At 36.1% G+C, this 26,053-nt stretch carries 20 protein-coding genes; 8 read left to right on the plus strand and 12 right to left on the minus strand.

Annotated features, from left to right (window positions below; all coding sequences use genetic code 11):
• Positions 1-156: 156 nt before the first annotated feature.
• From RHO12_10880 to lpxL (RHO12_10925), 10 genes are all read right to left on the minus strand, one after another.
• Positions 157-951 (minus strand): ABC transporter ATP-binding protein, encoded by a 795-nt coding sequence (locus RHO12_10880; protein WVD65856.1) that lies wholly within the window; start codon positions 949-951, stop codon positions 157-159.
• Positions 948-1,898, minus strand: a complete 951-nt coding sequence (locus tag RHO12_10885) for an ABC transporter permease (GenBank protein WVD65857.1) — start codon at positions 1,896-1,898, stop codon at positions 948-950. Before RHO12_10885 ends, RHO12_10880 begins: the two co-directional genes overlap by 4 nt.
• Before the next feature lie 57 nt (positions 1,899-1,955).
• Positions 1,956-2,942, minus strand: coding sequence for an ABC transporter substrate-binding protein (locus tag RHO12_10890; GenBank protein ID WVD65858.1), 987 nt, complete (start codon positions 2,940-2,942; stop codon positions 1,956-1,958).
• Between the two features lie 140 nt (positions 2,943-3,082).
• Complete coding sequence (locus RHO12_10895) at positions 3,083-4,057, minus strand: ABC transporter substrate-binding protein (GenBank protein ID WVD65859.1); 975 nt, start codon at positions 4,055-4,057, stop codon at positions 3,083-3,085.
• Between the two features lie 277 nt (positions 4,058-4,334).
• Positions 4,335-5,264, minus strand: a complete 930-nt coding sequence (fdhE, locus tag RHO12_10900; protein WVD65860.1) for a formate dehydrogenase accessory protein FdhE — start codon at positions 5,262-5,264, stop codon at positions 4,335-4,337.
• A gap of 174 nt (positions 5,265-5,438) precedes the next feature.
• Positions 5,439-6,119: a formate dehydrogenase subunit gamma gene (locus RHO12_10905; protein WVD65861.1), complete on the minus strand. Its 681-nt coding sequence runs from the start codon at positions 6,117-6,119 to the stop codon at positions 5,439-5,441.
• A complete protein-coding gene (fdxH, locus tag RHO12_10910; GenBank protein WVD65862.1) occupies positions 6,112-7,071 on the minus strand; it encodes a formate dehydrogenase subunit beta in 960 nt (319 codons plus the stop codon). The genes RHO12_10905 and fdxH overlap by 8 nt, the downstream gene beginning before the upstream one ends.
• Positions 7,072-7,089: 18 nt before the next feature.
• Complete coding sequence (fdnG, locus tag RHO12_10915; GenBank protein ID WVD65863.1) at positions 7,090-10,167, minus strand: formate dehydrogenase-N subunit alpha; 3,078 nt, start codon at positions 10,165-10,167, stop codon at positions 7,090-7,092.
• Between the two features lie 232 nt (positions 10,168-10,399).
• Complete coding sequence (lpxL, locus tag RHO12_10920) at positions 10,400-11,350, minus strand: LpxL/LpxP family Kdo(2)-lipid IV(A) lauroyl/palmitoleoyl acyltransferase (GenBank protein ID WVD65864.1); 951 nt, start codon at positions 11,348-11,350, stop codon at positions 10,400-10,402.
• 252 nt (positions 11,351-11,602) lie between these two features.
• A complete protein-coding gene (gene lpxL / locus RHO12_10925; protein ID WVD65865.1) occupies positions 11,603-12,553 on the minus strand; it encodes an LpxL/LpxP family Kdo(2)-lipid IV(A) lauroyl/palmitoleoyl acyltransferase in 951 nt (316 codons plus the stop codon).
• A 236-nt stretch (positions 12,554-12,789) separates the two neighbouring features.
• Here lpxL (RHO12_10925) and bamE point away from each other — a divergent pair, with 236 nt between their 5' ends.
• A complete protein-coding gene (bamE, locus tag RHO12_10930) occupies positions 12,790-13,164 on the plus strand; it encodes an outer membrane protein assembly factor BamE (protein WVD65866.1) in 375 nt (124 codons plus the stop codon).
• A 104-nt stretch (positions 13,165-13,268) separates the two neighbouring features.
• Here the strand turns inward: bamE and RHO12_10935 are convergent, their stop codons facing one another.
• The gene (locus RHO12_10935; GenBank protein ID WVD65867.1) at positions 13,269-13,670 is read right to left on the minus strand and encodes a GFA family protein; all 402 of its coding nucleotides are present in this window, start codon (positions 13,668-13,670) and stop codon (positions 13,269-13,271) included.
• A 91-nt stretch (positions 13,671-13,761) separates the two neighbouring features.
• Here RHO12_10935 and dusA point away from each other — a divergent pair, with 91 nt between their 5' ends.
• From dusA to ptrA, 5 genes are all read left to right on the plus strand, one after another.
• The gene (dusA, locus tag RHO12_10940; GenBank protein WVD65868.1) at positions 13,762-14,742 is read left to right on the plus strand and encodes a tRNA dihydrouridine(20/20a) synthase DusA; all 981 of its coding nucleotides are present in this window, start codon (positions 13,762-13,764) and stop codon (positions 14,740-14,742) included.
• A 154-nt stretch (positions 14,743-14,896) separates the two neighbouring features.
• On the plus strand, positions 14,897-16,489 hold the full coding sequence (gene prfC, locus RHO12_10945) for a peptide chain release factor 3 (protein ID WVD65869.1): 1,593 nt from the start codon (positions 14,897-14,899) through the stop codon (positions 16,487-16,489).
• 117 nt (positions 16,490-16,606) lie between these two features.
• On the plus strand, positions 16,607-17,227 hold the full coding sequence (locus RHO12_10950) for a lysophospholipid acyltransferase family protein (GenBank protein WVD65870.1): 621 nt from the start codon (positions 16,607-16,609) through the stop codon (positions 17,225-17,227).
• On the plus strand, positions 17,224-18,168 hold the full coding sequence (locus tag RHO12_10955) for a phosphatidate cytidylyltransferase (GenBank protein ID WVD65871.1): 945 nt from the start codon (positions 17,224-17,226) through the stop codon (positions 18,166-18,168). The genes RHO12_10950 and RHO12_10955 overlap by 4 nt, the downstream gene beginning before the upstream one ends.
• A 5-nt stretch (positions 18,169-18,173) precedes the next feature.
• Positions 18,174-21,053 carry a pitrilysin gene (gene ptrA, locus RHO12_10960; protein ID WVD65872.1) on the plus strand — a complete coding sequence of 960 codons (2,880 nt, stop codon included), beginning with the start codon at positions 18,174-18,176 and terminating at the stop codon, positions 21,051-21,053.
• A 92-nt stretch (positions 21,054-21,145) separates the two neighbouring features.
• Here the strand turns inward: ptrA and RHO12_10965 are convergent, their stop codons facing one another.
• A complete protein-coding gene (locus tag RHO12_10965) occupies positions 21,146-22,483 on the minus strand; it encodes a hypothetical protein (protein WVD65873.1) in 1,338 nt (445 codons plus the stop codon).
• A gap of 571 nt (positions 22,484-23,054) precedes the next feature.
• Between RHO12_10965 and RHO12_10970 the strand changes: the two genes are divergently transcribed.
• Positions 23,055-23,891 (plus strand): PRD domain-containing protein, encoded by an 837-nt coding sequence (locus RHO12_10970; protein WVD65874.1) that lies wholly within the window; start codon positions 23,055-23,057, stop codon positions 23,889-23,891.
• 173 nt (positions 23,892-24,064) lie between these two features.
• Positions 24,065-26,029, plus strand: a complete 1,965-nt coding sequence (locus RHO12_10975; GenBank protein WVD65875.1) for a beta-glucoside-specific PTS transporter subunit IIABC — start codon at positions 24,065-24,067, stop codon at positions 26,027-26,029.
• The last annotated feature ends 24 nt before the right edge of the window (positions 26,030-26,053 follow it).

Here is a 26,053-nt window from a genome sequence, read left to right on the forward strand (position 1 = left end):
AAATAAAAACGCCAATAATTGAATTGGCTTTTTTTATATGATTATATTTTTATTATTTATTAGATTGATAGAAGTGCATAAAGTAATAATTTAAGGTAAAGTTCGTTAACTGCTACTGCAAAATAGTGTAGAGAAACTATTGCAGTAGTGAGTCAATTAGCCTAACAATAAAGCATCATCGGTGAGCTCTTCACCACGCGTCTTTTCAAACATATTTAGCAAGTCATTTACGGTCATACGTTTTCGTTCTTCTCCCGCTACATCTAAAACAACTTTGCCTTGATGTAGCATGACAGTTCGTGTACCGTATTCCAGTGCTTGCTTCATCGAATGAGTAACCATCATTGTGGTAAGTTTATTCTCTGCAACAATTTGTGCCGTTAGTTCAAGCACAAATTTTGCTGTTTTAGGATCTAGGGCCGCAGTATGTTCATCCAGTAGTAATATCTTAGAAGGCTGTAATGTTGACATCAAAAGGCTAATGGCTTGCCGTTGCCCTCCTGATAATAATCCCATCATATCGGATAATCGATTTTCTAAACCTAAATTGAGAATAGTAAGCTTTTCTCTAAATAGATCTCGAATATGGTGGTTTAATGCTGGTTTTAAGCGTTGTTTACTTCCTCTATTGTAGGCAATCGCTAAATTTTCTTCAATGGTTAGGTTTTCGCAAGTACCAATCATCGGATCTTGAAATACTCTTGCTACCATTCCCGCTCTTCTCCAAGCAGGTAAGCGGGAAACATCTTTATCATTAATGATTACATAGCCTGAGTCGGCAATAAGATCACCACTAATTACATTCAATAATGAGCTTTTACCTGCACCATTACTACCAATAATCGTAACAAACTCGCCTTCTTTTATGCTTAAATTTAATCCTCGTAGCACATGATTTTCAATTGGTGTACCAGCATTAAAAGTTAACTGTAATTCTTCCACTTTTATCATGCTGATCTTCCTCGTTTATGTGCCCATTTTTTTAATTGTTTAGGTAATACTAATGCTAATACGACTAAAATAGCGGTAATTAGATTAAGATCTTCTGTACCGATCCCGACATTTTGTAATAACTCATTGCCGAGTGCAATCGCAATAAATAGTCGGTATAAAATTGAGCCAAAAATAACTGATAATAATACAACCCACATTCGTTTAGCCGGAAAGATGCTCTCGCCAATAATAATTGAAGCAAGCCCAATCACAATTGTCCCTACACCGATGGTTATATCTGCTCCCCCTTGTGTTTGTATAAATAATGAGCCACCTAGAGCAATTAAGCCATTTGAAATGGCCATCCCTAAAATAGTTATTCCCCCCGTAGGGATTCCTTGTGCTCTTGCCATCCTGGCATTCGTTCCGGTTGCTCTTAGTGCGAGTCCTTTCTGGGTATTTAAAAAACAGTTTAATAGCCACCATAAAATCAGCACAAATCCTAGAACCATTAAAGGTTGAACAATATATTGATTGGTGTAATCAGCATTAATAAAAGGAGAGAAGATTGTTTTTGCATCAAGTAATGATAAATTAGGTGATCCAGCCATTCTAGTTGTTTCCTCCATAATGTATGGAGCAAGTCCTAAAATACGTAGATTAATTGAATATAGACCAATCATAACAATGATACTAGATAAAAGCTGAAGAATATTAAGTTTTACATACAACCAGCCTGTGATCATGCCTGCAATGCAGCCACCAAGTGTGCCGAATAATGTTGCTATCCAAGGGTCAATTCCGGTATATAAACATAAACCACAAATTGCCCCTCCTAATGGAAAACTTCCATCAGCGGTTAAATCTGGGAAATCAAGTAAACGAAAAGAGATAAAAACACCCAGACTGACTAAAGCGTAAATAAGCCCAATTTCAAGCGAGCCTAAAAAAAATTCAAATGACATTAACGTATCCTAAACTGATTAAGTCGCTTTATGGCTAAGCAACTATTATCTTATATATTATTTTTCTATAATTTCTGCAGCCATATTCAAGATTTCATCTGATAGTATGACACCTTGTTTTTGAGCGGCTTTTGTATTAATAACGAGTTGTGTTACATTTCCAACTTGAGGGGGAATATCGCCAGGTTTTTCCCCCCTAAGAATACGAATTACGATTTTACCTGCTTGGCGGCCTAAATCATAGTAGCTCATACCTAATGCCGCAATTGCACCGCGTTGAGCCGAAGCAGGATCCGAGGCAATTAGTGGTAGTTTACTTTCATTAGCCACTTTTACTAATGATTCATAAGCAGAAACCACATTATTATCTGTAGTGGTATAAATTATATCAACTTTACCTTTAAGACTTTTTGCCGCCGTAGGAATGTCTGATGTACGTTGAGCAGGAGCTGCGATAATTTTAATTTCTTTCGAAGCTAGCATGTCTTGTAGTTGCTTCAGTACAATAGTCGAATTAATCTCGCCAGGGCTATAGACATAACCAATTGTTTTTATGTCTGGCTTTATTTTTAGCATGATTTCGATTTGTGTTTCTAATGATAATGCATCAGATACGCCAGTAACATTGGTTTTGGATGCTCCCCAACTAGGTGTTAGTTTAGCAATAACAGGATCAGTGACGGCAGTAAATATAATAGGAATCGTTTTACTGGTAGCGGCTAATGCTTGTGAACTTGGTGTACCTATTCCAACAATAACATCGGGTTTGCTTGCAACAAACTGCTTTGCTATTTGAGCGGCATTGGCACTACTACCTTGGGCACTTTGATAGTGCAATTTTAAATTTTCACCTGCAATATAACCATTATCTTTTAACTCATCTTCAACGCCTTTTCTAACATTATCTAATGCGGGATGTTCAACAATTGCGGTAATGGCAACATATTTTACTGCTGATTCACTCGCAAACAGTGTCAGAGGGAATATCAGCATGCAAATCATCGCGATTGCTGATGTTAATCGAGTATGTTCAATATTAAGCATTTTATGTCCTGTAAATATTTTTTTACATTATGAAAAATATTATAGCTACTATAAATCAAATTTTATTGTTTATCTAGTGTTATAACATTTTTATAAATGTTCATTTTTTTTTACAATAACAGTAATAGCTTAAATAATTGTCATTTTTTACCAATAACACGATGTGCAGATTGAATAACTTCATCTGGCAATATAACGCCTTGACGTTTAGCTGCGTCTAGGTTAATAACTAAATGGGTCTCTTGTCCTGTTTCAGGCTCTATCTGACCAGGCTTTTCACCATTTAGGATTCGAATAACTAATTTACCTGACTGGCGACCTACATCGTAATAACTCATACCAAATGCTGCAACAGCACCTCGGTCAATGGCATCTGGAAAAGAAGCTAACAATGGAATCTTATTTTCATTAGCGACTTTTACTAATGATTCATAAGCGGAAACAACATTATTGTCCGTTGTTGTATAGATAAGATCTACTTTGCTTTTAAGGTTTTTTGCTGCAGTAGGAATATCTGCGGTACGTTGTGCGGGGATAGCGATAATATTAATATTTTGCTTAGCTAATTGCTCTTGTAATTCTTTTAATACAATAGTTGAATTGATCTCTCCTGGACTATAAACATATCCTACCGACTTAAGGTTTGGCACGATTTTTTTCATAAATGCAATTTGTTGCGGGATCTCTAAGTAGTCGGATACTCCCGTAATATTAGTTCCTGTTGGCGAAAATGATTTTATTAATTTCGCCGCAACAGGATCGGTGATCCCTGCAAATACTAAGGGAATTATTCTTGTTGATGCCGCCACGGCTTGCGCGCTCGGTGTTGCAATTGCAACAATAACGTCAGGCTTATTCGCTACAAACTGTTTGGCAATTTGCGCTGCATTTGCACTGTTTCCTTGGGCGCTTTGATATTGCACAATAAGATTATCATTAAGCTTGTAGCCTTGCGCAATTAGTTCGTCTTTTACCCCATCACGAATTTCATTGAGAGAAGGATGCTCAACGATTGCTGTAATCGCGACTATTTTAACTTGAGTTGCATGGCAAACCATTGGAATAATGGTTGCTATAGTTAAATATAACAGTGAAATAAATAGGTTTCTTAGCATTTTATTTTAAGTATCTTTAAACTAGTACATTGATTGCCTATTGTAGCCAGAATGAGATTAAATGTTAAGTATTTTATTTAATTTATACTGTTTAAACAGAGCAAATTAGGTCAGTTTTGCTTGTGTATAATAGGCATTATTATTCGAGGAGTTATTTATGTAACACACAAAAACAGCAAATAAACCCTCTGCACCGAACGTTGGTACACAGTAAGTATATCGTGATAGATATCTTATTATTTCAAAGGGTTTAAATCTACTGCTGATAGGTTTGATGCTATTCTTCTGCTGAAAATAATAAAGGATTTATTCCACTTTTGGCAAAGCCTTCTTTTTCTGTTTCCATATCAAGAATTAACGAATTAATATCGTCCGCTACAATATCTAAATGGGCATCACGTTCCTGATTGAATACTTTTAGGTAGCTATGACAGTGTTCGCAGCATTCAGTTTTAACTGATGCTAGCTCATCGTCGAGTGAATAATAGTTGATATTTTCCGTGTTATCACAATTAGTGCATTTCGCTCTTGGTACATACCATTCGCTTTCACATAAGCTACAGTGTAGATAGCGTAACCCTAAATTACTGCCAATATGAATAACACTACCTACTGGACTATTTTGGCAAACAGGGCATAACCAGCGTTTTTCGCTGACTTCAGCTACTGCTTTACCAGGTAAGTGACTGGCAAGTAAACTATAGTAAACAGACAATGCCGACCAAATAAATAGTGATTCATTGCTTGATAGTAAATCAAATTTGCCTTTTAGCAAGTTTTCAGCTTTATTTAATAATTCACTTTCACTATTTTGCCTTAGTACATCAATAGTTTGATTAATGAAGTCATTAATATTCTGAGCGGCATCCATGATCGAGTAAAGATAGTTAATCCATTCTTTAGTTAATGGGTAATTATCAAGGGATAATGGTGGGCAGTTCTTTTGTGTAGCAGATTCTACTGTCTTAACTAGATCTACAACTATATTTTCATTCTCGGCAATGCCCGCTTGAGCAGAGACAATTTTTGTGCAAAATTGTAAATAGTCGACAAAAGCACTTTCTTTTGCTAAAAACTGCATTCGCTTTACCCGTTGAGCATAAAGTGTTTTCGGGTTTGGGTAGAAAAGTAAAGGAATTTTATTAATAATACTTATTTTATCGTTTTGCTTTTCAAGCTGTTCGTGAGGAATAATTTTAATACTCATTTTTAACCCAATTATTTAATTAGCATCATGAAATGGTCTAAAATACTATCAACATAATTGGTTGGTAGTTATTTTAATTATATATTCTTTATACTCTTCTTATCTTATTTGATAAGATAAACCGACTTAATTTAGGGTTAAGTCGGTTTTATTTAAATAAGTATTTGTTTAATACTATACTGCGTTATTTGTATCTGACTTTTCTTTTGGCTTATTTAGTTCGATTTGATGATTTTTTTTCATTTCATCATTATACCACTGCGAATGGTTCTTTTTAGCCCATGCTCTCGAGACATAACCCGTAATCATACCTTTAATCGAGCCTTTTACCCAAATTGCCATATAAGCATGACCGATGATTAATAAGATTAAGGCGATGGCAGCTAATGAATGAAAAAATATAGCAATGCGGATAACTTCAATTGAGAAATATTCCGCGAAATAACGTCGCCACATGATAAACCCAGTAATAAGCAGTACGCTAATTAGCCCCATAATGCACCAGAATAGAAATTTTTGGCCGGCATTATATTTACCTATAGGAATATCTTCGGGTTCTTTACCTGCAATCACTTTGTCGATATTTTTTATCCAACGAACATCATTTTTATTGAGAATATTATGATGTGCTAGTTTAAATAGCATAAACATGAGCAAAACAAAAATAACACAGCCTAAAAAGGGATGAAGTTCACGTACAAGCTGAGGAGTACCTAATACTAAAGCAAAGGCCTTTATTGATGGAAAGAATATCGATAATCCTGATAAAGCCGTAATGATAAAAAGTATAACAATACAAATATGAAAAAACCTAACAATTAAAGGGGTTCTTAAAATCATCTCTTCTTTATTCATGACGATTCTCCTCTGTCGTTTTTTCTCTTTTCTTGTCTGCAATAAATTGTTTTCGCGCTTCTTTATCAAACTCTTTTTCATGTTCGATATCGTCTTCATCGACTTCAACTGGTCCAACCGCCATATAATGGAAGACTAAGCCTGCAAATGTAGCAATAAAGGCCGCAGCTGAAAGAGGCTTCCAAGCGCCTTTCCAGAATTTAACCACTTCACTAATTTGTGGATTTTTGGCTAAGCCATGGTAAAGGTTTGGTTGCTCAGCATGATGTAAGACGTACATAACATGAGTCCCACCAACCCCCTCTGGATTGTATAGACCCGCATTTTCAAACCCGCGAGTTTGTAAATCCTTAATACGCCCATTAGCGCGATAGATCATTTCTTCTTTGGTACCAAAATGGATAGCTCCTGTTGGGCAGCTTTTAACACATGCAGGCTCTTGCCCAACAGCAACACGATCTGAACATAAAGTACATTTGTAAGCATGGTTGTCTTCTTTACTTATTCGAGGAATATTAAATGGGCAGCCAGCAACGCAATAACCACAACCAATACACTGTTCTGACTGAAAATCGACAATACCATTCGCATATTGAATAATCGCCCCTTCAGCTGGGCAAGCTTTTAAACAACCAGGATCGCTACAATGCATGCAACCATCTTTACGAATTAGCCATTCAAAAAGACCGTTTACTTCAACTTCGGAAAAACGCATCAGTGTCCATGTTTTTGGTCCTAAATCAGCAGGATTATCATAAACACCAACATTGATACCGATTTCAGCACGTAGATCATTCCATTCACTACAAGCAACTTGGCAAGCTTTACAACCAATACAGGTCGTAACATCGATAAGTTTTGCTACTTCTTGCTGAAAGTCTCTCGCTTGTGGGGCCGGCGTTAGCTTGTTAGTAGCAGAACGCCTGATAATATCTTGGGTTTGTAATGACATAATTTTATCTCCTATTCACTACGCATCTAAGGCATCGGAAGAAACTTTCTCGACATTAACTAAAAAAGATTTATATTCTGGCGTTTGTGAATTTGCATCACCAACAGTTGGCGTTAATCCATTTGCCAAAAAGCCTTTTTTTGTTACTCCTGTATATCCCCATACAATAGGGACGCCGATTGTTTCAATCTCTTTTCCATCTACCATTAGTGTTGGCATTCGTTTAGTCACTACAGCCTTCGCCTTGACATAACCTCGATATGAACTGACTTTTACGGTATCGCCTAGCTTAATTCCTTTTTTATTTGCTAAGTTTTCACTAATTTCAATAAATTGCTGCGGTTGCGTTATTGCATTAAGCCTTGCATGCTGAGTCCAAAAATGGAAATGTTCTGTAATGCAATATGTGGTACCAACATAAGGGAACTCTTGTGCATTACCTAGGCGTTCCAAATCCTCTTTAAAAATTCGAGCAGCTGGATTGGTTATTTGTTTTGGATGCAGAGGATTAGTACTAATAGGCGTTTCAAATGGCTCATAGTGCTCAGGGAATGGACCATCAACTAATCGATTTAAGCAGAACAATCCTCCTAAACCATCATTATTCATAATAAATGCACCAGCACCAGAGCTTGGTGGTAGCGTCGCAGTAAAGTCTGGAACATCATTGCCTACCCAGCTTGAACCATTCCACTCGATAAGTAATTTATTTGGATCATATGGCCTACCTTGACTATCTGCTGAAGCTCGGTTGTAAAGTATTCGGCGATTCATTGGCCATGCCCATGCCCAACCAGCATGAATCCCTTTTCCAGATGGATCAGCAGGATCTCTTCTCGCCATCTGGTTACCTTGCTCAGTCCAGCTGCCACAGAAAATCCAAATTCCACACGATGTAGAACCATCATCTTTTAATTGCGCAAAGCCACTTAATTGTTGCCCTTTTTTGACAACAATATTACCGTTAGCATCTTTTAGATCAGCAAGTGCGCGACCATTATAGTCTTTAGCTAACTCTTCACCAGACGGTTCATGAGGAATTTTATAATCCCACACCAAGTTGTTAATAGGTTCTTGACACGGTCCACCTTCTTCTCGATAGAGTTCTTTCATTCGTAGGAAAATACGAGAAAGAATTTCAGGATCAGGCATCGCATCTGCAGGTGGTTTCGCCGCCGCCCAATGCCATTGTAGCCAGCGTGATGAGTTAACAATTGTGCCATTTTCTTCCGCAAAGCAGTTCGATGGTAAACGGAATACCTCCGTTTGAATCATGCTCGGATTGACGTCATTCGATTCGCCATAATTTTTCCAAAATTCAGCAGTTTCGGTTGGCATTGGATCAATACTAATTAAAAATTTTAGTTTAGAAAGTCCATCGCGTACGGCATTTTTATCTGGGAAAGCTGCTAGAGGATTAAAACCTTGGCAAATGAAGCCATTGGCCGCTCCATCACGCATCATTTTACTAAATCGTAAAACATCGTATGTTTTATCCCATTTTGGTAGCCAATCAAAGCCCCAATTATTCTCTTTTGTAGCGTGTTCTCCAAACATCGATTTCATAAAGCTAACAAAAAATTTAGGATAATTAGCCCAGTAGTTTATTTCATTAGGTCCAAATGGTTTTGGTGTCTTTTCATTTAGATACTGTTCAAGTGTTATTTGATTCTCTTTTGGCAAGTCAAGATAAGCAGGTAAACGGGTTGATAATAAGCCGACATCGGTCAATCCTTGAATGTTAGAGTGACCACGGAGTGCATTAATACCTCCTCCCATTACACCAATATTACCTAAAAGAAGCTGTATCATTGCTGCACAACGGATTATTTGAGAGCCATAACTATGCTGTGTCCAGCCTAGTGCATATAAAAAAGTTGCTGCGCGATCGTTGGTTTTTGTGCTTGCCAGCGACTCACATACATGAATAAAACTATCGATAGGTGTGCCAGTAATGTTGTTAACAACTTCCGGTGTATATCTGCTAACATGATTTTTTAATAATTGCCACACGCAGCGTGGATTTTGTAATGTTTTATCCCGTAAAGCATAACCTTTTTCATCAGTTTGATATGTCCAACTTGATTGATCATATTTATGATGTCCCTCTTCGTAACCGGTAAATAAACCGTCATTGACATCAAAATTATAATCGTCACGCACAAGTAAACTTGCATTACTATTTGCTAGTAAATACTCATGATTAATTTCATCATTGATAATTAAGTGGTTTATGATACCAAGCAAAAAGGCAATATCCGAACCAGAACGAATAGGCACATAATGATCAGCAACGGATGCGGTACGGTTAAAGCGAGGATCAACTACAATTAATTCTGCACCATTATTTATCTTAGCTTCCATTGCCCATTTGAAGCCGACGGGATGGGCTTCAGCAGCATTCCCCCCCATAACTATCACAACATTTGAATTCTTAATATCATTCCAATTGTTGGTCATCGCCCCACGGCCAAAGGTTGCCGCAAGACTAGAAACTGATGGGCCATGGCAGACTCTAGCTTGAGTTTCGAGACTTAACATACCTAGTGCTCTTGCTATTTTAAATGCAAGCCAGCCCGTTTCATTACTGGCGGCTGATGTAACTAACCAACCGGTAGTCGTCCAACGGTTAACAGTAGTGCCGTCATCATTTTTTTCAAGTAAATTGCTATCACGATCTGCTTTCATCAACCTAGCAATGCGCTCAATAGCCTCATCCCAGCTAATTCGTTGCCATTCATTAGAACCAGGAGCTCGATATTCTGGATATTTTACACGGCTTTCACTCTTAATATAATCAAGGACACCTGAGCCCTTAGGACACAAAGAACCACGGCTTACAGGATGGTCAGGATCACCTTCAACATGAAAAATTGATTGCACTACATTTTTGGCGCCATCTCCTCTGCTATAAAGTAACATTCCACAACCAACAGAACAGTAAGTGCAATTATTTCGAGTTTCTTTTGATTTGAGTAATTTGTATTCGCGAGTTTGTGCCAATGCGACATTAGGGGCAAAACCGAGGGTTGCGGCAGTGGTTCCAGCCATACCACCCGCACAGATCTTGAAGAACTGTCTACGGTTAAATAGCATAAGGACTCCTTAAAAAGTATGACATTAAAAATATTGCTTCATTTTTATTAGTGGGATTAAACCCTTAGTTTGTAATCATAATAGTTATACTTAATAAAATAAAGCGAAAAAATAAATTAAAATAATGACTTTGATCTGTGTCAAATTTCACTGTGCAATTAGTATGAAATATAATCAAATACAGTATTTAATTTAATACTTATTTTTTCGTACAGTCATTTTATTGTTCGTATTAATTACTTTGTACTTCATTTGAATACAATGAAGCCTCACCTTTCGGCCGAGTTTTAAAGCGCCGATGCAGCCACATATACTGCTCTGGGGCTTTTAATATTTCATTTTCAATCGCTTTGTTCATAAATGTTGCCGCTGCAATATCATCACCGAGTGGATAATTTGGCAGTGGCGGACTGACAAATACGGTATATTTACCATTGCGTTCACGTTTTGGCGTAAAAGGGATGATAGCGGGTTGTCCTAGTTTGACTAAAATGCTCGTCCCAACAGTCGTTGCAGCTTTGTTTACTGCAAAAAAAGGTGCAAAAACGCTATTTTTCGGTCCATAATCATGATCTGGCGCATACCAAAGCAACTCGCCATTTTTTAACGCTCGAATCATGCCTTTAGTGTTATAACGACCAATCATATACTTATTTGATTTTAAACGACCTTTTAATTGAACGTAATCCAATACTTTATTATCATTTGGTCGATACACTCCGACACCTGGATGGCTCATGCCAAGAATTCTTCCACCAAGCTCTAAAGTTAAAAAGTGGACGCCGAGCAATAATACTCCTTGCTTTGCTTGTTGTGCTTGCTTTATATATTCATCACCAATAATTGTTGAATGCTTTTTTATCCGTTTATCAGGCCAAAACCATGCCATGCCAGTTTCAAAGACCGCAACGCCAGTCGAAATAAAATTATCTCGTAACATGTTATTTCGTTCTTGTTCTGATAAATCAGGAAAGCAAAGTTTTATATTTTGGCGGGCAGTCTCTCGACGCTTACGCATAATTTTAGGAATGAGTAGACCGATGCCTTGTCCTAGCTGATAAATAATCGGGTAAGGAAGTAAAAGTATTAAATACCAAATACCAATTACAATCCAGGTTAGCCAATATTTGGGATGAAGCAGACTTTTGGTAAAATGCGGGTAAATTTCTTGGGTAGTAATCACAGGATCTCAGTTAGCTAAAATAAAAAATAAAATCAGTTAGGTATTAGCTATAAATACTTAATGAAATATATAAAATGTTTTTTGTTATAGAAATAAATTTTTTTAATTCTAACACATAACAAGTTAAGCGAATTTGTAAGGTCGTAAATGTTCTGTAAGGCGAGAGTAAATTTTTTGAGTAATACACGCAGAGCTTAATTATTAACTAAAAAAGAAAAAGCATCAATGTAACGTATTTAATCGAATATAATATTAATCATGCTGTACATTATCTGAATATAACGGTTTTTCTCCTTTAGGACGAGTTTTAAAGCGACGGTGAAGCCACATATATTGTTCTGGTGCTTTCAATATTTCATTTTCAATCGCTTTGTTCATAAATATTGCAGCTGCAACATCATCATCCAGAGGATAATTTTTGAGTGCAGGCGCGACTGATAGGATATATTGGCCATTGTTTTCGCGTTTGGGCGTAAATGGTATAATTGCAGGCTGGCCAAGCTTGACTAAAATAGTAGTGCCAATTGTAGTTGCTGCTTTTTCAACTGCAAAGAATGGTGCAAATACGCTATTTTTAGCGCCGTAGTCATGATCAGGTGCATACCAAACTAATTCTCCTTTTTTTAGGGCGCGAATCATTCCTTTAGTGTTATAGCGATCTAACATATATTTGTTCGATTTTAAACGGCCTTTTAGCTGTATATAATCCATCACTAAATTGTCGTTAGGACGGTATACTCCGACTCCAGGATGACTCATTCCGAGTATACGAGCACCTAACTCAAGAGTTAAGAAATGAATACCAATTAATAATACTCCTTGACCAACTTGCTGTGCTTGTTTGATATGCTCATCACCAATAATTCTAACATGATTTCTTAGACGTTTGTCAGACCAAAACCATGCCATTCCTGTTTCAAAAATGGCCATTCCTGTTGAGATAAAATTCTGATGAAGCATTTTTTCTCGTTCAGATACTGAGTAATTAGGGAAGCAGAGTTTAAGATTTTGACGAGCAGTTTCTTTTCGCTTGCCTATCATTTTATAAGCAAATAATCCTAAGTATTTACCTAACTGATAAATAATAGGATAGGGGAGAAGAACTAAAACATATAACAAACCAATTCCCAACCATGTTAACCAATAACGAGGATGAAGTAACTGTTTAGTGAATTTCGCGTGGATTTCTTGGCTGTTGTTCATATTTTTAAAATTATTCAAACCAACGAGAAGGCTATTATATACATAATCTTAAGAAAATTAAATTTTTATAGTTATGCTCTGTATCTATTTTAATCAGGTCTCATTATTGAAATAAGGTAGTAAATAAATATCGATATAGCTATCCGACTAAAATAAGTGTAGAACAATTACCTATGGCGTTTAGCTAAAATATCAGCGATAATAGCGCAATTATTTGCAAGAATGGATTTTGTTACATGTTCTCATATCGTTCAATTACTATATTAGTTATTACCATGCTTTTATTAAGTGGGTGCTCATTTGTCAACCGCTGGGTTTATCGGCCTGATATTAATCAGGGAAACTATATCACTCAAAGCGAAATTGACAAGCTAAAAGTAGGTCAAACTAAAGAACAAGTAGTTTATATTATGGGCAATCCTATGTTGTCATCGGTATTTACTGATAATGTTTGGTATTATATTTTCCGAGAGCTACCTGAACATGGTTATGTTAGTCAAAAAACATACACAGTTATTTTCGACCAAAGAGGCAAAGTGACTGATGTTAAAATATCATCTTTCGGTAAAGAAACACTTCAACAAATGGATAACGAACCAGAGACCGATTAATGGCGCTGCATTCAATAATTATTTATGTAAACCTGCTAAATTAGCGGGTTTCTTTTTTTATACAGTTTTTTATTAGCTTGCATATAAGGTATTTTGAGACATATTTATTTGATATTTTCGCTAAACTTCGTGCCACCATCACAAATGGTATCCCAATTGGCTTTAGCGTCGGCATAAATATGAATTCTTTGTTTAGGATCAACTGGGGTGTCAATCGTTCCAGCTCTCAAACGGTAAAACTCTTTATTATTATCTCGTGAAGTAAATAGATTTGAACCACATTGACCACAAAAATGGCGGTTTACGCCATTAATAGAAAATTTTTTGATTGTATCTTGTCCGCTTAAAAACTGAAATTCACTCGCTTTTATCACTATTGCTGAATTAAATGCTGTGCCACTCCATTTACGACAGCGCTGGCAATGGCAAAATATAATAGCATCAACATTACTTTCCATCGTCACTTGATAACTAATTTCTCCACAGAGGCAGCTTCCGGTTAACATTTTTAATCCTTAGTAATCTATGCATTTATTGCTATCATAGTAAATCAAATTATTTTTATCACAAAGCTTAATATTAAACACTGGTATAGCAATGAAATCGATCCTTAATAAATTTTCCGTTGCCCCAATGCTTGATTGGACCGATCGGCATTGTCGCTATTTTCATCGAATTTTAACCAAGCAGACGTTACTTTATAGTGAAATGGTGACAACCGGTGCAATTCTTTTTGGTAAGGGTGATTATTTAGCTTTTAATCAAGAAGAGCATCCAATTAGTTTACAATTGGGAGGAAGCGATCCGAAAGCATTAGCCAAGTGTGCTAAACTTGCTCAAGAACGAGGTTATGATGAAATTAACCTTAATGTGGGCTGCCCATCTGATCGTGTGCAAAATGGTATGTTTGGTGCTTGTTTAATGGGTAATGCCAATTTAGTCGCCGATTGTATTAAGGCCATGCAAGACCAAGTTAGTATTCCCGTTACCGTGAAAACTCGAGTCGGTATTGATGAATACGATAGTTATCTATTTTTATGTCAGTTTATTGAGCATATTATGCCTTACAGCCAAAGCTTTATTATACATGCACGCAAAGCTTGGTTATCAGGTTTAAGCCCGAAAGAGAATAGAGAGGTTCCCCCGCTTGATTATGCGAGAGTGTACAAATTAAAACAAGATTATCCCCAGTTAATGATAGCTATTAATGGAGGGATTAAAACTATCGATGAAATTAAGATCCATTTAGAGCATGTTGATGGCGTGATGGTTGGGCGCGAAGCTTACCAAAACCCTCTTTTACTAAGCCAAATCGATCAGCAAATTTTTGCTGATAGCCGGGCTATAGTTAGTCCTATTGAAGCAATTAAGCAACTTTATCCCTATATTGATAAGGCGTTATCACAAGGTGCACAGCTTAATCATATTATGCGTCATACATTAGGTATTTTTAATGGTAAAAAGGGAGCGAAACAATGGCGGCGCTACTTGAGCGAAAATGCACATAAAAAGGGTGCGGGAATTGAGGTGGTTGATGCCGCGCTTAAGTTTGTTTTAGATAGTGATAATATTAGTTAAGCATTGATAATGTATGTTTCAAACTAGCTAATTATTTTAAACAAATGATTGCGTTGCTAAAGTATTCATCTACTGCTTGCTGAGCGTATCTATTTCACTCCAATTCTGTTAGAATTGCCTATCATTTTTTTGAACAGTTTATTATCTTGCAATCATGACAGAAAAGGCTTATTTAGACGAAGTGGCAACACGCCGTACTTTCGCGATTATTTCTCACCCCGATGCGGGTAAAACAACCATTACCGAAAAAGTTCTACTATTCGGGCACGCTATTCAAACTGCAGGCACAGTAAAAGGGCGAGGAGCGAATGCTCAGCATGCTAAATCCGATTGGATGGAAATGGAAAAACAACGTGGTATATCGATTACAACCTCAGTGATGCAATTCCCTTATGCTGATTGCTTAGTCAATCTACTCGATACTCCAGGGCATGAAGATTTCTCGGAAGATACCTACCGAACCTTAACTGCTGTAGATAGCTGTTTAATGGTTATTGATGCGGCAAAAGGGGTTGAAGATCGAACGCGTAAATTGATGGAAGTTACTCGTTTACGTAATACACCTATTTTGACCTTTATGAATAAACTTGATCGAGATATTCGTGATCCAATGGAGCTACTTGATGAAGTTGAAAGTGAGCTTAATATTATGTGTGCGCCAATTACTTGGCCGATCGGTTGCGGAAAATTATTTAAAGGCGTTTATCATTTAGCTAAAGATGTAACTTATCTTTACCAAACAGGTAAAGGACATACTATTCAAGAGGTTAGAATTATTGCGGGATTGAATAATTCCGAGCTAGATAACGCGGTAGGTGACGATTTAGCTAACCAGCTGCGTGAAGAGCTTGAATTAGTTCAAGGCGCATCAAATGAGTTTGATTTAGAGGCATTTTTATCAGGCGATCTAACCCCCGTGTTTTTTGGTACCGCGTTAGGTAACTTCGGTGTTGATCATATGCTTGATGGCTTAACACAGTGGGCGCCAACACCGCAGCCGCGTAAAACGGATAAGCGAGAAGTCGCAGCAAAAGAAGAAAAATTTAGCGGTTTTGTTTTTAAAATTCAAGCCAATATGGATCCCAAACATCGTGATCGCGTCGCTTTTTTACGTATTGTATCGGGTAAATATGAAAAAGGCATGAAGTTGCGGCATGTACGTACCGGTAAAGATGTGGCGATTGCCGATGCTTTAACTTTTATGGCAGGAGATCGTGAGCAGGTTGAAGAGGCTTACGCTGGTGATATCATCGGTTTGCATAATCACGGTACAATCCAAATCGGTGACACCTTTACTCAAGGTGAGGAGCTTAAATTTACCGGTATTCCAAACTTTGCTCCTGAGTTATTCCGTCGTATTCGTTTAAAAGATCCGCTTAAGCAAAAACAGCTACTAAAAGGCTTAGTTCAGTTATCAGAAGAAGGGGCGGTACAGGTATTTCGTCCACTTATTAACAATGATTTAATTGTTGGTGCAGTCGGTGTACTGCAGTTTGATGTTGTTGTGGCACGTTTAAAGTCCGAATATAACGTCGAAGCAATCTATGAATCAATCAATATTACAACTGCGCGCTGGGTTGAATGTGATGATGTTAAAAAGCTTGAAGAATTTAAACGTAAATGTGAAATGAATCTTGCCTTAGATGGCGGAGATAATTTAAGTTATATTGCACCAAGTATGGTCAATTTAAATTTAACGCAAGAACGCTATCCTGACGTTTTATTTAGAAAAACACGAGAACATTAATCCGTTTTAGTCTTGGTAACATAGTCATAGAAAAGATGAAGTTGCCACTATTTTTTATGTTCACTTATCATAATTGTTAGGTAAACACTGAATAGTATATAAAGTAAAAGGTATGTGGTGAAAAAATTATTTGCTTCAGCGATACGTATAGTTTTGTTGATCAGTTGTAAATTAGTGACAGGCGTGCAATCACGTTGGTTGAGCGAACCTTATACTTATCGGCCTAAAATCTATTACGCTAATCATACAAGCCATCTTGATGGCTTGGTGCTTTGGTCATGTTTTCCTCGCTGTTTGCGTTCAAATATACGACCTATAGCCGCCAAAGATTATTGGCAACAAACAAAGTTTAAGCAATTTATTGCTCAGGACATATTTAATTCTGTTTTAATTAATCGTAAACCTAACAATATAGGTAATCCATTATTGATATTAGGAGAAATCCTAAAAAAGCAGCAATCAATTATCCTTTTTCCTGAAGGGACAAGAGGCTGCGGTAGTAACATTGCTGATTTTAAAAGTGGTTTATTCTACCTATCTAAGCACTTCCCTGATATAGAACTTGTGCCAGTTTACTTAAATAATTTAAATCGAGTATTGCCGAAAGGGTCTAAATTATTGGTTCCTATTATTTGCTCGGCTATTTTTGGCTCTCCAATTAATTCGCCAACGGAAGATGAAACTAAAAAGAGTTTTTTAGCGCGGGCTAAGCTAGAGCTGGAGAAATTAGCACCATGATATTTACAGACTCCGACCTCCAGCTCTTATTAGCAGGCATATTTGGTTTGCTAATTTTTGCTAGCTTGATAGGTCAATTAATTGCTAAATTTAGGTGCAATGAGTGTAATAGGAAAACAATAGAAAATCTTAATCAACGTATTAATGCTTGGTGGATGATGAGTATTGTTTTACTCGTAGCCATCCTCATTGGCACTATTGGTACTTTGGTTTTATTTATTTGCATTTCCTTTTTTGCTTTACGTGAATGTATTACTTTAACACCAACAAAATTAGGTGATCATCAAGCATTATTCTGGTGCTTCTTCATATTCTTACCCATTCAATATTTATTGATAGGGCTTAATTGGTATAATTTTTTTGCTATTTTCATTCCTGTTTTTGTTTTTTTATTTATTGCTACGCGCATTGCCATTAATGGTAATACGGTTGATTTTTTGGGCCGAGTGGCAAAAATTCAATGGAGTATGATGATTGCGGTATATTGCATTAGCTACATTCCTGCATTGTTACTGCTAAATATTGATAGTTACGATGGGCAGAATTTTAAACTGATCATGTTTTTAGTCATTGTGGTCCAGTTGTCAGATGTGCTGCAGTATGTATTTGGTAAATTGTTTGGTCGCCATGCTATTGTCCCCAAACTTAGTCCGAATAAAACGGTTGAAGGTTTTATTGGTGGGATACTTAGTGCAAGTCTAATAGGTATGTCATTATGGTGGATAACGCCATTTACATTTTGGCAAGCAGGGCTCGTTTCTACTCTAATCACATTACTTGGTTTTTGTGGTGGGTTATGCATGTCAGCAATTAAGCGCGATCGGGGCATTAAGGATTTTGGTACTATTATAGAAGGACATGGCGGCATGATGGATCGCATTGATTCATTATGTTTTGCTGCACCGGTCTTTTTCCATATTATAAATTACTTCTTTGGATAGTTGGTATGAAAAAGTATTACCTAGTTATAATCACCGCTTTTATCTGTTTACTCTCAGCATTATCTTCGGTTAATGCAAACGAAAACACTCATCAAAACTATACAATTTTAACCGATAGTATCAATAAAAGTGAGCGAGATAAACGGCAATATCAAGTCATTAGGCTTGATAATAATATGAAAGTGCTATTGATCTCAGATCCAAAGGCAGCGAAATCATTAGCATCTCTTGCAATACCAATAGGGTCATTATACGATCCTAAATCTCAACAAGGACTCGCTCATTATGCAGAACACATGGTATTAATGGGGTCAAAAAAATACCCAGAACCTTCCGCATTTTCTGAATATTTAAGTTTACATTCAGGAAGTTATAATGCGAGTACGGCAAACCATCGAACCGCATTCTACTTTGAAGTAGAAAATAGCGCATTAGCCTCAGCATTGGATCGCTTAGCCGATGCGATTGCAGAGCCATTATTAGATGAAAAATATGCCGATAAAGAACGTAACGCGGTTGATGCTGAATTAACAATAGCACGTTCAAGTGATGGTTTTAGGATCGGCCAAGTCGATTCTGAAACAATAAATCAAAATCACCCCGCGTCTATGTTTTCTGGTGGTAATTTGGCAACGCTAAGTGATAAAGAGGGGAGTAAGTTGCATGATGAACTGGTCAAATTTCATCACACTTATTATTCTGCAGGTAATATGGTTGGTGTAATATACAGTAATCAACCGTTAAGTGTTTTGGCTAATCTAGCCGCCGAGACTTTTGGACGAATTGATGATAATCATCGCGAAACTAAATCAATCACGGAACCTGCAATCACTGCTGATAATGTCGGTAAAATGATTTATATGCAGCCAGCACAGCCCAAGAAAGTACTATATCTTCAATTCCCTATTGAAAATAACGTAGCCCAGTTCGCTGATAAAAGTGATGAATATATTAGTTACTTGATTAGTAACCGCAGTGCAAATACCTTATTTGATAAATTACAAAAACAAGGCTTAATTGAGTCCGTTAGCGCCAATAGTGATCCACTGCGCTATGGTACCAGCGGTGTCTTTAGTATTTATGTCAGTTTAACCGATCAAGGTCTTGCCGAAAAAGACAAAGTCATTGCAAGTATTTTTAGTTATTTACAGCTTTTAGAACAGAAAGGCATTGATTCAAAATATTATAATGAATTAAAAGCCGTTTTGGCATTGGAATTTAAGTATCCTGATATTACTCGTGATATGTCTTATGTTGAGTGGCTGGCAGATCAAATGTTGTTATACCCAACAGAACATGTTTTAGATGCCGATTATATTGCAGAAGATTTTAATCAACAGTCGATTAAAGATAGGCTAAAATCTTTAACCATCGATAATGCCAGAATATGGGTTATTGCTGATAATCAAGTAACCGATAAACGCGCGTATTTTGTTGATGCGCCTTATCGTATAGATAGTATTACCGCTAAACAAAGCCAAGATTTAATGGAACAGGCAGCTAAATTATCATTTGAGTTACCGCTATTAAACCCATATATTGCTAATGATTTTACAATTGAAGATACCAAAGCCAGCAATGGTCAATCGAATAACATTTTTAACCCTCATGGTAATTATTTTCATTTTAATAGTGAATATTTTGCTGATGAACCGAAAGCCGTTATCGCCTTATCATTAAGAAATAACTTCGCGCTTAATAATGCGAAAAATCAAGTCATGTTTAATCTACTTGATTATTTGGCAAATAGAGAGTTAGCAATACTTAATTTTCAAGCAAGTGTTGCTGGTATGTCAATTTCTACGCAAGCTGATTCCGGTTTGATGGTCATTGCGAGTGGCTTCAATCAGCATCTTCCTAATATCGTCAATCAAGTATTAAATACTTATAGCGGTTTTGATATTAGCGATGAAGGGTTAGTGCTTGCCAAATCTTGGTATTTAGAAAAACTCGATGCAGCAGAACGAGTAAAAAGTTTTACTTTGGCGATGCAACCAGTTAATGTCTTATCGGCAGTTCCCTATTTTGACCGCGAAGTAAAACGTGAAGTTGTCGCAGCAATTACTGTTGATGATTTAGCTCAATATCGTAAAAAACTGCGAGTAGATTCTGTGCCTTATATGTTGAGTATAGGTAATTTATCGTCTCCTCTATCTTATGGTTTATATAACGAAGTTAAAAAAACATTAAATAGCGATATAACCTATCAACCGACTACAGAGATTACCATAAGCAATAAAAGCAATGCCATTATTAGCCAAAATACAGCAAGTACCGATAACGCTTTACTTATGGGCTTTGTACCAAAGTCTTATGATAAAGTGACGAGTAGAGTCGCGAGTTATCTATTGTATCAAATCATTTCACCATGGTTTTATGATCAACTAAGAAGTAATGAGCAACTAGGTTATGCGATATTCTCATTACCTATCAGTATTGGTAATAGTAATGGGATCGGTTTTTTAATTCAAAGTAACCAATATGATCCAGCTTATATTAATCAGCGCTATCAAGCTTTTTATCCATTGGCTTTAAATAGGCTTAATGGATTAACGGATGAGGAATTTGAACAATATAAGCAATCAGCGCTAGATCAGCTATTAGCGCCGCCACAAACATTAGATGAAGAGTTTGCTAATTATCTTGTTGATTATCGGCAATCACTATTTAATTTTGCGTCAAAAAAACAGAAAATAGATCGTCTTAAAATTATGACTAAAGTTGAATTAGTCGATTTTTATCGTGTCGCAGTAATTGAACCAAACGGCTTAACCATCGCCTCACAAGTAATCGGTAGTCAACCCGATAAAACCATGAGTGGCGTACAAGGACTAACGGAGTATAAAGGAGCCGCTGATTTACAAAGAAAATTGTTAGCTAATTAATTTCTTGTCACTCTTCTATAAGAGCGGGTCATATGTCCCGCTCAATCTTTGTTTATTTCACCGTACCTTACTTTTGGTTGATTATCATTTAACTAGAATAAATTAAATCGATAATCGATAATAAATTCTCCTGATATTCCCGTTCCTCGTTGGTAATGCCCTTGATTATCGAATATGGGCTGTGCTTTATTGGCTTTATATGTCCAAGATTTACCTATTTTGGCGAAAATTGACAGATTTTTAAGCCTAGAGTCAGACGGCGTCCATTGACCCCAAACATTGATTTCACCCGTTTTAAATTTATTATCTTTATAATTGAATTGACCATAGTTTATTTGCATTGCCGTTGTAAAATTAGGGCTTGCTTGGTAATCGCCTAAAAATGTTATTGCTAATTCGCCATTACGTTGGTAATGGTAGGCGGCTTCTGTTAGTGAATTAAAACGCCAACGCGCATTCTTGGTTACGTGACGTTCAAAATAGCCTAACGAACCATTATCTTTATCAGCTTTGGTGTGTGCAATACCGAGTTTTAATCCAACTAAGTCTTGTTGCCATTTGATGTCTGCAGCGTAATACCATGAATTACCATCAGCTGCTCTTTTATCGGGCGATAACTGCTTATAATTTGTTAGAGGGTTATTAAAATAAATCTGTGAGCCAAGAGTCAGTTGCGGATGAGGGTTATAGTTTAATTCTAATAATTGTCGACGGATATAGTCATCAGCTTCACCATAGGCGTAAGTAACCGAGAGCTTTTTATCTTTGTAGTTAAGGCCCGTACCGATAATATAATCGATTTTTTTCTTGTTCGCGGTTTGTATTTGTTCTTTTTCTGGCGAATCTCGATTCATCGAGCTAGTAACGTAAAGCGTATCTAGTGAGTAGTTATCATAAGCTAATGTTCCACTGTAACCTAAATAACTATTTTTAGTTAATTGGTATGACGTTGTTAATACCGCGTAATTACGTAAAACTTGCCATCCCCATTTAGCTTTAAAGTTAAGCGAAGCTTGTTCGCCAAATTTAATTTTTATATAACGTTGGCTAACTTTATCAAAACCGTGAGCATTTTTTTTATCATACCCTGTTCCATCATTCCATAGTAGGTTTCGAGTCGCGAAGTAATTACTTGCAGCAAGTTTTACTACATTAACATAGGATGCATCAAAGCCAATAAAATCGGCAAAATATCCTGATTGATAAGCTAATCCAAATGCTTGACCCCAAGCCGAGTGGATTAGTGTATCTCCAGTTCCATCTTCATTGAGATATTTTCCGTAATTTCTGAGGGTTACACCAATTTTAGTATCATTAAAAAACGATTGCTCGGTGAGCTTATCTAGTGGTGTATTGTGTTGCGACGCCATAGCTTGTGTATTGATGATAGATAATGCAAAAAACAGATTAACTAAAGCTAATTTTTTCATTTTTTCTCCTGAAAAACCTAGATAGTATATAGACTGAAGCCAATTGATTGTGTTATTAAATTTGGGGCGACAGTGGTATAAATTATAGGTAACAGTTTATATTTTTTTGAATATGCCATAGTTTTACGATAGTTATGTTTTAGTCTCCTCGACATGCTGGTTAATTTTTTTTGATTATCATGTTAATTCCTTTATGTTCATTTTAACGTTATAAAAAAAACCTAAATCACTCGTATTATTCGAGTAATTTAGGTTTTGCCCATTTAATATTTAAATTCATCATTAGAACTTAAACATTTGCGGTTACAAGCCTATATGGTTTTATCTTTTTTAAACTAAGTAATTATTTGAGAAATAGGAAGGAGAAAAAGTCAAATTTGTGACACTTGTCGTAAGATTTAAATTATTTGTTGAATAAGAATTAATTTTGTGATTATTATTTATATAGCAAAACTAACTTGCAAATTTTTATAAGTGGGCGGATCACGTGCTAGTTAGGTTTGATACTATTTAGAAATAGCGTAGATCATTGTGAACTAAAAAATCTTAAAAGGGATTTATCGAGGCTACCTTGTATAAAATAATAAAAATAATTAATAACAACGTAGTGCTAGTTTTAGATAAAACCAACAGGGAAACGATTGTTATTGGTAAGGGTATTGGTTTTTCGGCTCCTAAAGGGGGGGTGTTACATTTTTCGCCCGGCAATCAAATTTTTATTCACAAAAAGGAATCTGAAATATTGGATTTTATTGATGCGATTCCTGTTGAGATCATTCAGTTAACCAGTGATATTATCCAAAAATCAGAACGTTTTTTAAATGAAAAATTAAGCGATTCTTTAATTATTACTTTGTCAGAACATATTTTATTTGCTATCAAACGGTTTGAAAATAGTCAATACGAGAGCATTAATATTCATGAAGTGCCATTTTTATATCTCAATGAGTATGAGGTTGGTTGCAAAGCGGTTGAATATATCAACAAAGTAAAGAACATTCAGTTACCGCAGTCAGAAGCTTCGCTCATTGCCTTGCATTTTGTAAATGCGAGATTGAATAATAGTAGCGTGGGCGAAACGTTAAAATTAACCAAGTTAGCTTATCAAATTGCCAATATTATTTGTTATCACTTTCATATTAAGGTTAGCACGGGGTCGTTAAATTTTTCACGTTTTATCATTCACTTAAAATTGTTGATTGCTCGCTGTAGGGCGTTAGCGGAAGAACCTAAAATAAGGGAGCTAAAGTCATCATTAGTTGATGCATTAGAGAAGGAATTTTTGAAAAACTATACCTGTGCCAAGAAAATAGTCAAACTCATTAGTGATGAATATGATTTGATGGTGCCAGATGATGAGGTTTTTTATTTAGCAATCCATATAGAGAGATTATTACACGCAGCTTAATACCTTGGCTTTTTTGCTTGAGGAATCAGGTGTGTTACTAGATTAAGTTACTAGGCATAAACCTGAATAACACAAATACAAATATTTGTGTTATTCAGGTTTTTTTTTACTACGAATTTCAACCCGAGCGCAACCATTACGCGATTTTGTAATGAAATATGAACAGGTGACGTATGGAAAATGAAAAATTAGCACAACAGATTTTAACTTGTGTTGGCGGTTCCTTAAATATTGTTCGACATTGGCATTGCATAACAAGACTACGTTTCAATTTAAATGATAATGCCCTCGTTGATGTAGAAAAGTTAAAGAATATAGATGGAGTGATGGGAGTCAATTTTCAAGGAGAGCAGCTACAAATCATCCTTGGTAACAAAGTTAACAAAGTCTTTGCTGAATTGGACAAGCTTATTGTGAGTAACAATAAAAATACATCGATTATGCAAAAGCATAAAAATAAGATCAGCATTAATACTTTTTTTGATTTTTTATCTGGAGTATTTACGCCAATTTTACCTGCGATTGTAGGTACAGGATTATTAAAAGGTATTTTGAGTCTATTACTTGTACTAGGTTGGTTATCTGAAACCAATGTTCAATATAAAGTATTATTTAATATTTCAGAAGCTGCTTTCTATTTTTTACCTATTTTAATTGCATCTTCGGCTGCGAAAAAATTTGGTACTAATGAATATTTAGCTATGGCGCTAGCTGGAATCTTACTTTTCCCATCATTATCCGCATCGATGTTGACGGACAAGTTTACGATTGACGGGCTCGATGGATTTGTATTTGCAGGAAGGGAATCATTGTCTTTCTTGGGAATGAGCATTCCGAATAATATCGATTACCACTCGAGTGTTATTCCTATTTTATTAAGTGTTTGGTTGCTGAGCTATATCAATCGTTGGGTTGAAAAAGTAATACCAGCAATATTAAAAATGATTATTTCACCGATTATTGTATTAGTTGTTACATCAATCATTATGCTGATATTTATCGCACCATTAGGCGCTTATATCGGTACTTACTTGAGTGAAGGATTTAAATGGTTATTTAGCTTTGCTGGTATTTTTGCCGGATTTTTGATGGGGGGAAGCTTAGCATTATTTGTTATCACCGGTATGCATTATGCTATTTTTCCATCCTGTTTCGAAAACTTTAGAAGATTGAATTATGACTTTATGTTATTACCCATGTCATTTGTTAGTAATTTAGCTCAAGCTGGGGCAACGTTTGCCGTTGCAATTAAAGTTAAAAATAAAGCGTTCAAATCTCTTGCTTATTCTGCTGCATTATCGGCAATGCTTGGTATTACTGAGCCCGCAATTTACGGTGTGACAATGAAACTACGACGACCATTTTATATCTCTTTATTTGGTTCTGCTATTGGGGGAGCTCTGGTTGGAGCCTTGTCGATAAAAACATACCAATTTAGTTTGCCTGGATTATCTTCGCTACCAACTTATATTGATGTTAAAGGTGATTTAAGTAATTTTTATTATGTTATTTTAGCTATTAGCTTAAGTTTCTTTATTGCTTTCATTTTAACGCTAATGACAAAACTTGATGAATCATTGGTTGTTGGTAGTGAGTCCTCACCAAAAGGTAATCATCTTACTGAATCAACAGATAAAATTGAAGAACACATCAAATCAGTTAAAGACCATAAAATAGATTCGCCAATTGAAATTATTACACCAATAACTGGTGAGTTAATACCGTTATCTCAAGTTCCTGATACGACTTTTGCTCAGAAAATAATGGGTGATGGTATCGCGATTATACCCGCAGAAGAGACCATGTTTGCTCCATTCGATGGTCATGTTTCTGTAATAGCAATGACCAAACATGCCATAGGATTGATTTCTAATGATGGTGCTGAAATTTTAATCCATGTTGGATTGGAGACTGTCTCGTTAGGCGGTAAAGGGTTTGATGTGCTAGTTGATAGTGGTCAGAAAGTCACTACAGGTCAACCTTTACTTAAATTCGATCTTGATTTTATGAAACAAAATAAGGTTTCTTTGATCACCCCGATCGTGGTAACCAATTATCAAGAGTTTGAATCTTTTTCTATCGTTGCAACTAACAAGTATGTAGAAGCAAGTAAAGATATTGTTATTCAATTAAACTAATAAATTATTAAATAGAGAGGTAAT

This window comes from Orbaceae bacterium lpD02 (assembly GCA_036251875.1).
GTDB classification, from domain to species: Bacteria; Pseudomonadota; Gammaproteobacteria; order Enterobacterales; family Orbaceae; genus Orbus; species Orbus sturtevantii.

Bases quoted from the DNA above. Each gene is read 5' to 3' on its own strand.
- RHO12_10880 (WVD65856.1), bottom strand. From the start codon at position 951: ATGATAAAAGTGGAAGAATTACAGTTAACTTTTAATGCTGGTACACCA.
- RHO12_10885 (WVD65857.1), bottom strand. From the start codon at position 1,898: ATGTCATTTGAATTTTTTTTAGGCTCGCTTGAAATTGGGCTTATTTAC.
- RHO12_10890 (WVD65858.1), bottom strand. From the start codon at position 2,942: ATGCTTAATATTGAACATACTCGATTAACATCAGCAATCGCGATGATT.
- RHO12_10895 (WVD65859.1), bottom strand. From the start codon at position 4,057: ATGCTAAGAAACCTATTTATTTCACTGTTATATTTAACTATAGCAACC.
- fdhE (WVD65860.1), bottom strand. From the start codon at position 5,264: ATGAGTATTAAAATTATTCCTCACGAACAGCTTGAAAAGCAAAACGAT.
- RHO12_10905 (WVD65861.1), bottom strand. From the start codon at position 6,119: ATGAATAAAGAAGAGATGATTTTAAGAACCCCTTTAATTGTTAGGTTT.
- fdxH (WVD65862.1), bottom strand. From the start codon at position 7,071: ATGTCATTACAAACCCAAGATATTATCAGGCGTTCTGCTACTAACAAG.
- fdnG (WVD65863.1), bottom strand. From the start codon at position 10,167: ATGCTATTTAACCGTAGACAGTTCTTCAAGATCTGTGCGGGTGGTATG.
- lpxL (WVD65865.1), bottom strand. From the start codon at position 12,553: ATGAACAACAGCCAAGAAATCCACGCGAAATTCACTAAACAGTTACTT.
- bamE (WVD65866.1), top strand. From the start codon at position 12,790: ATGTTCTCATATCGTTCAATTACTATATTAGTTATTACCATGCTTTTA.
- RHO12_10935 (WVD65867.1), bottom strand. From the start codon at position 13,670: ATGTTAACCGGAAGCTGCCTCTGTGGAGAAATTAGTTATCAAGTGACG.
- dusA (WVD65868.1), top strand. From the start codon at position 13,762: ATGAAATCGATCCTTAATAAATTTTCCGTTGCCCCAATGCTTGATTGG.
- prfC (WVD65869.1), top strand. From the start codon at position 14,897: ATGACAGAAAAGGCTTATTTAGACGAAGTGGCAACACGCCGTACTTTC.
- RHO12_10955 (WVD65871.1), top strand. From the start codon at position 17,224: ATGATATTTACAGACTCCGACCTCCAGCTCTTATTAGCAGGCATATTT.
- ptrA (WVD65872.1), top strand. From the start codon at position 18,174: ATGAAAAAGTATTACCTAGTTATAATCACCGCTTTTATCTGTTTACTC.
- RHO12_10965 (WVD65873.1), bottom strand. From the start codon at position 22,483: ATGAAAAAATTAGCTTTAGTTAATCTGTTTTTTGCATTATCTATCATC.
- RHO12_10975 (WVD65875.1), top strand. From the start codon at position 24,065: ATGGAAAATGAAAAATTAGCACAACAGATTTTAACTTGTGTTGGCGGT.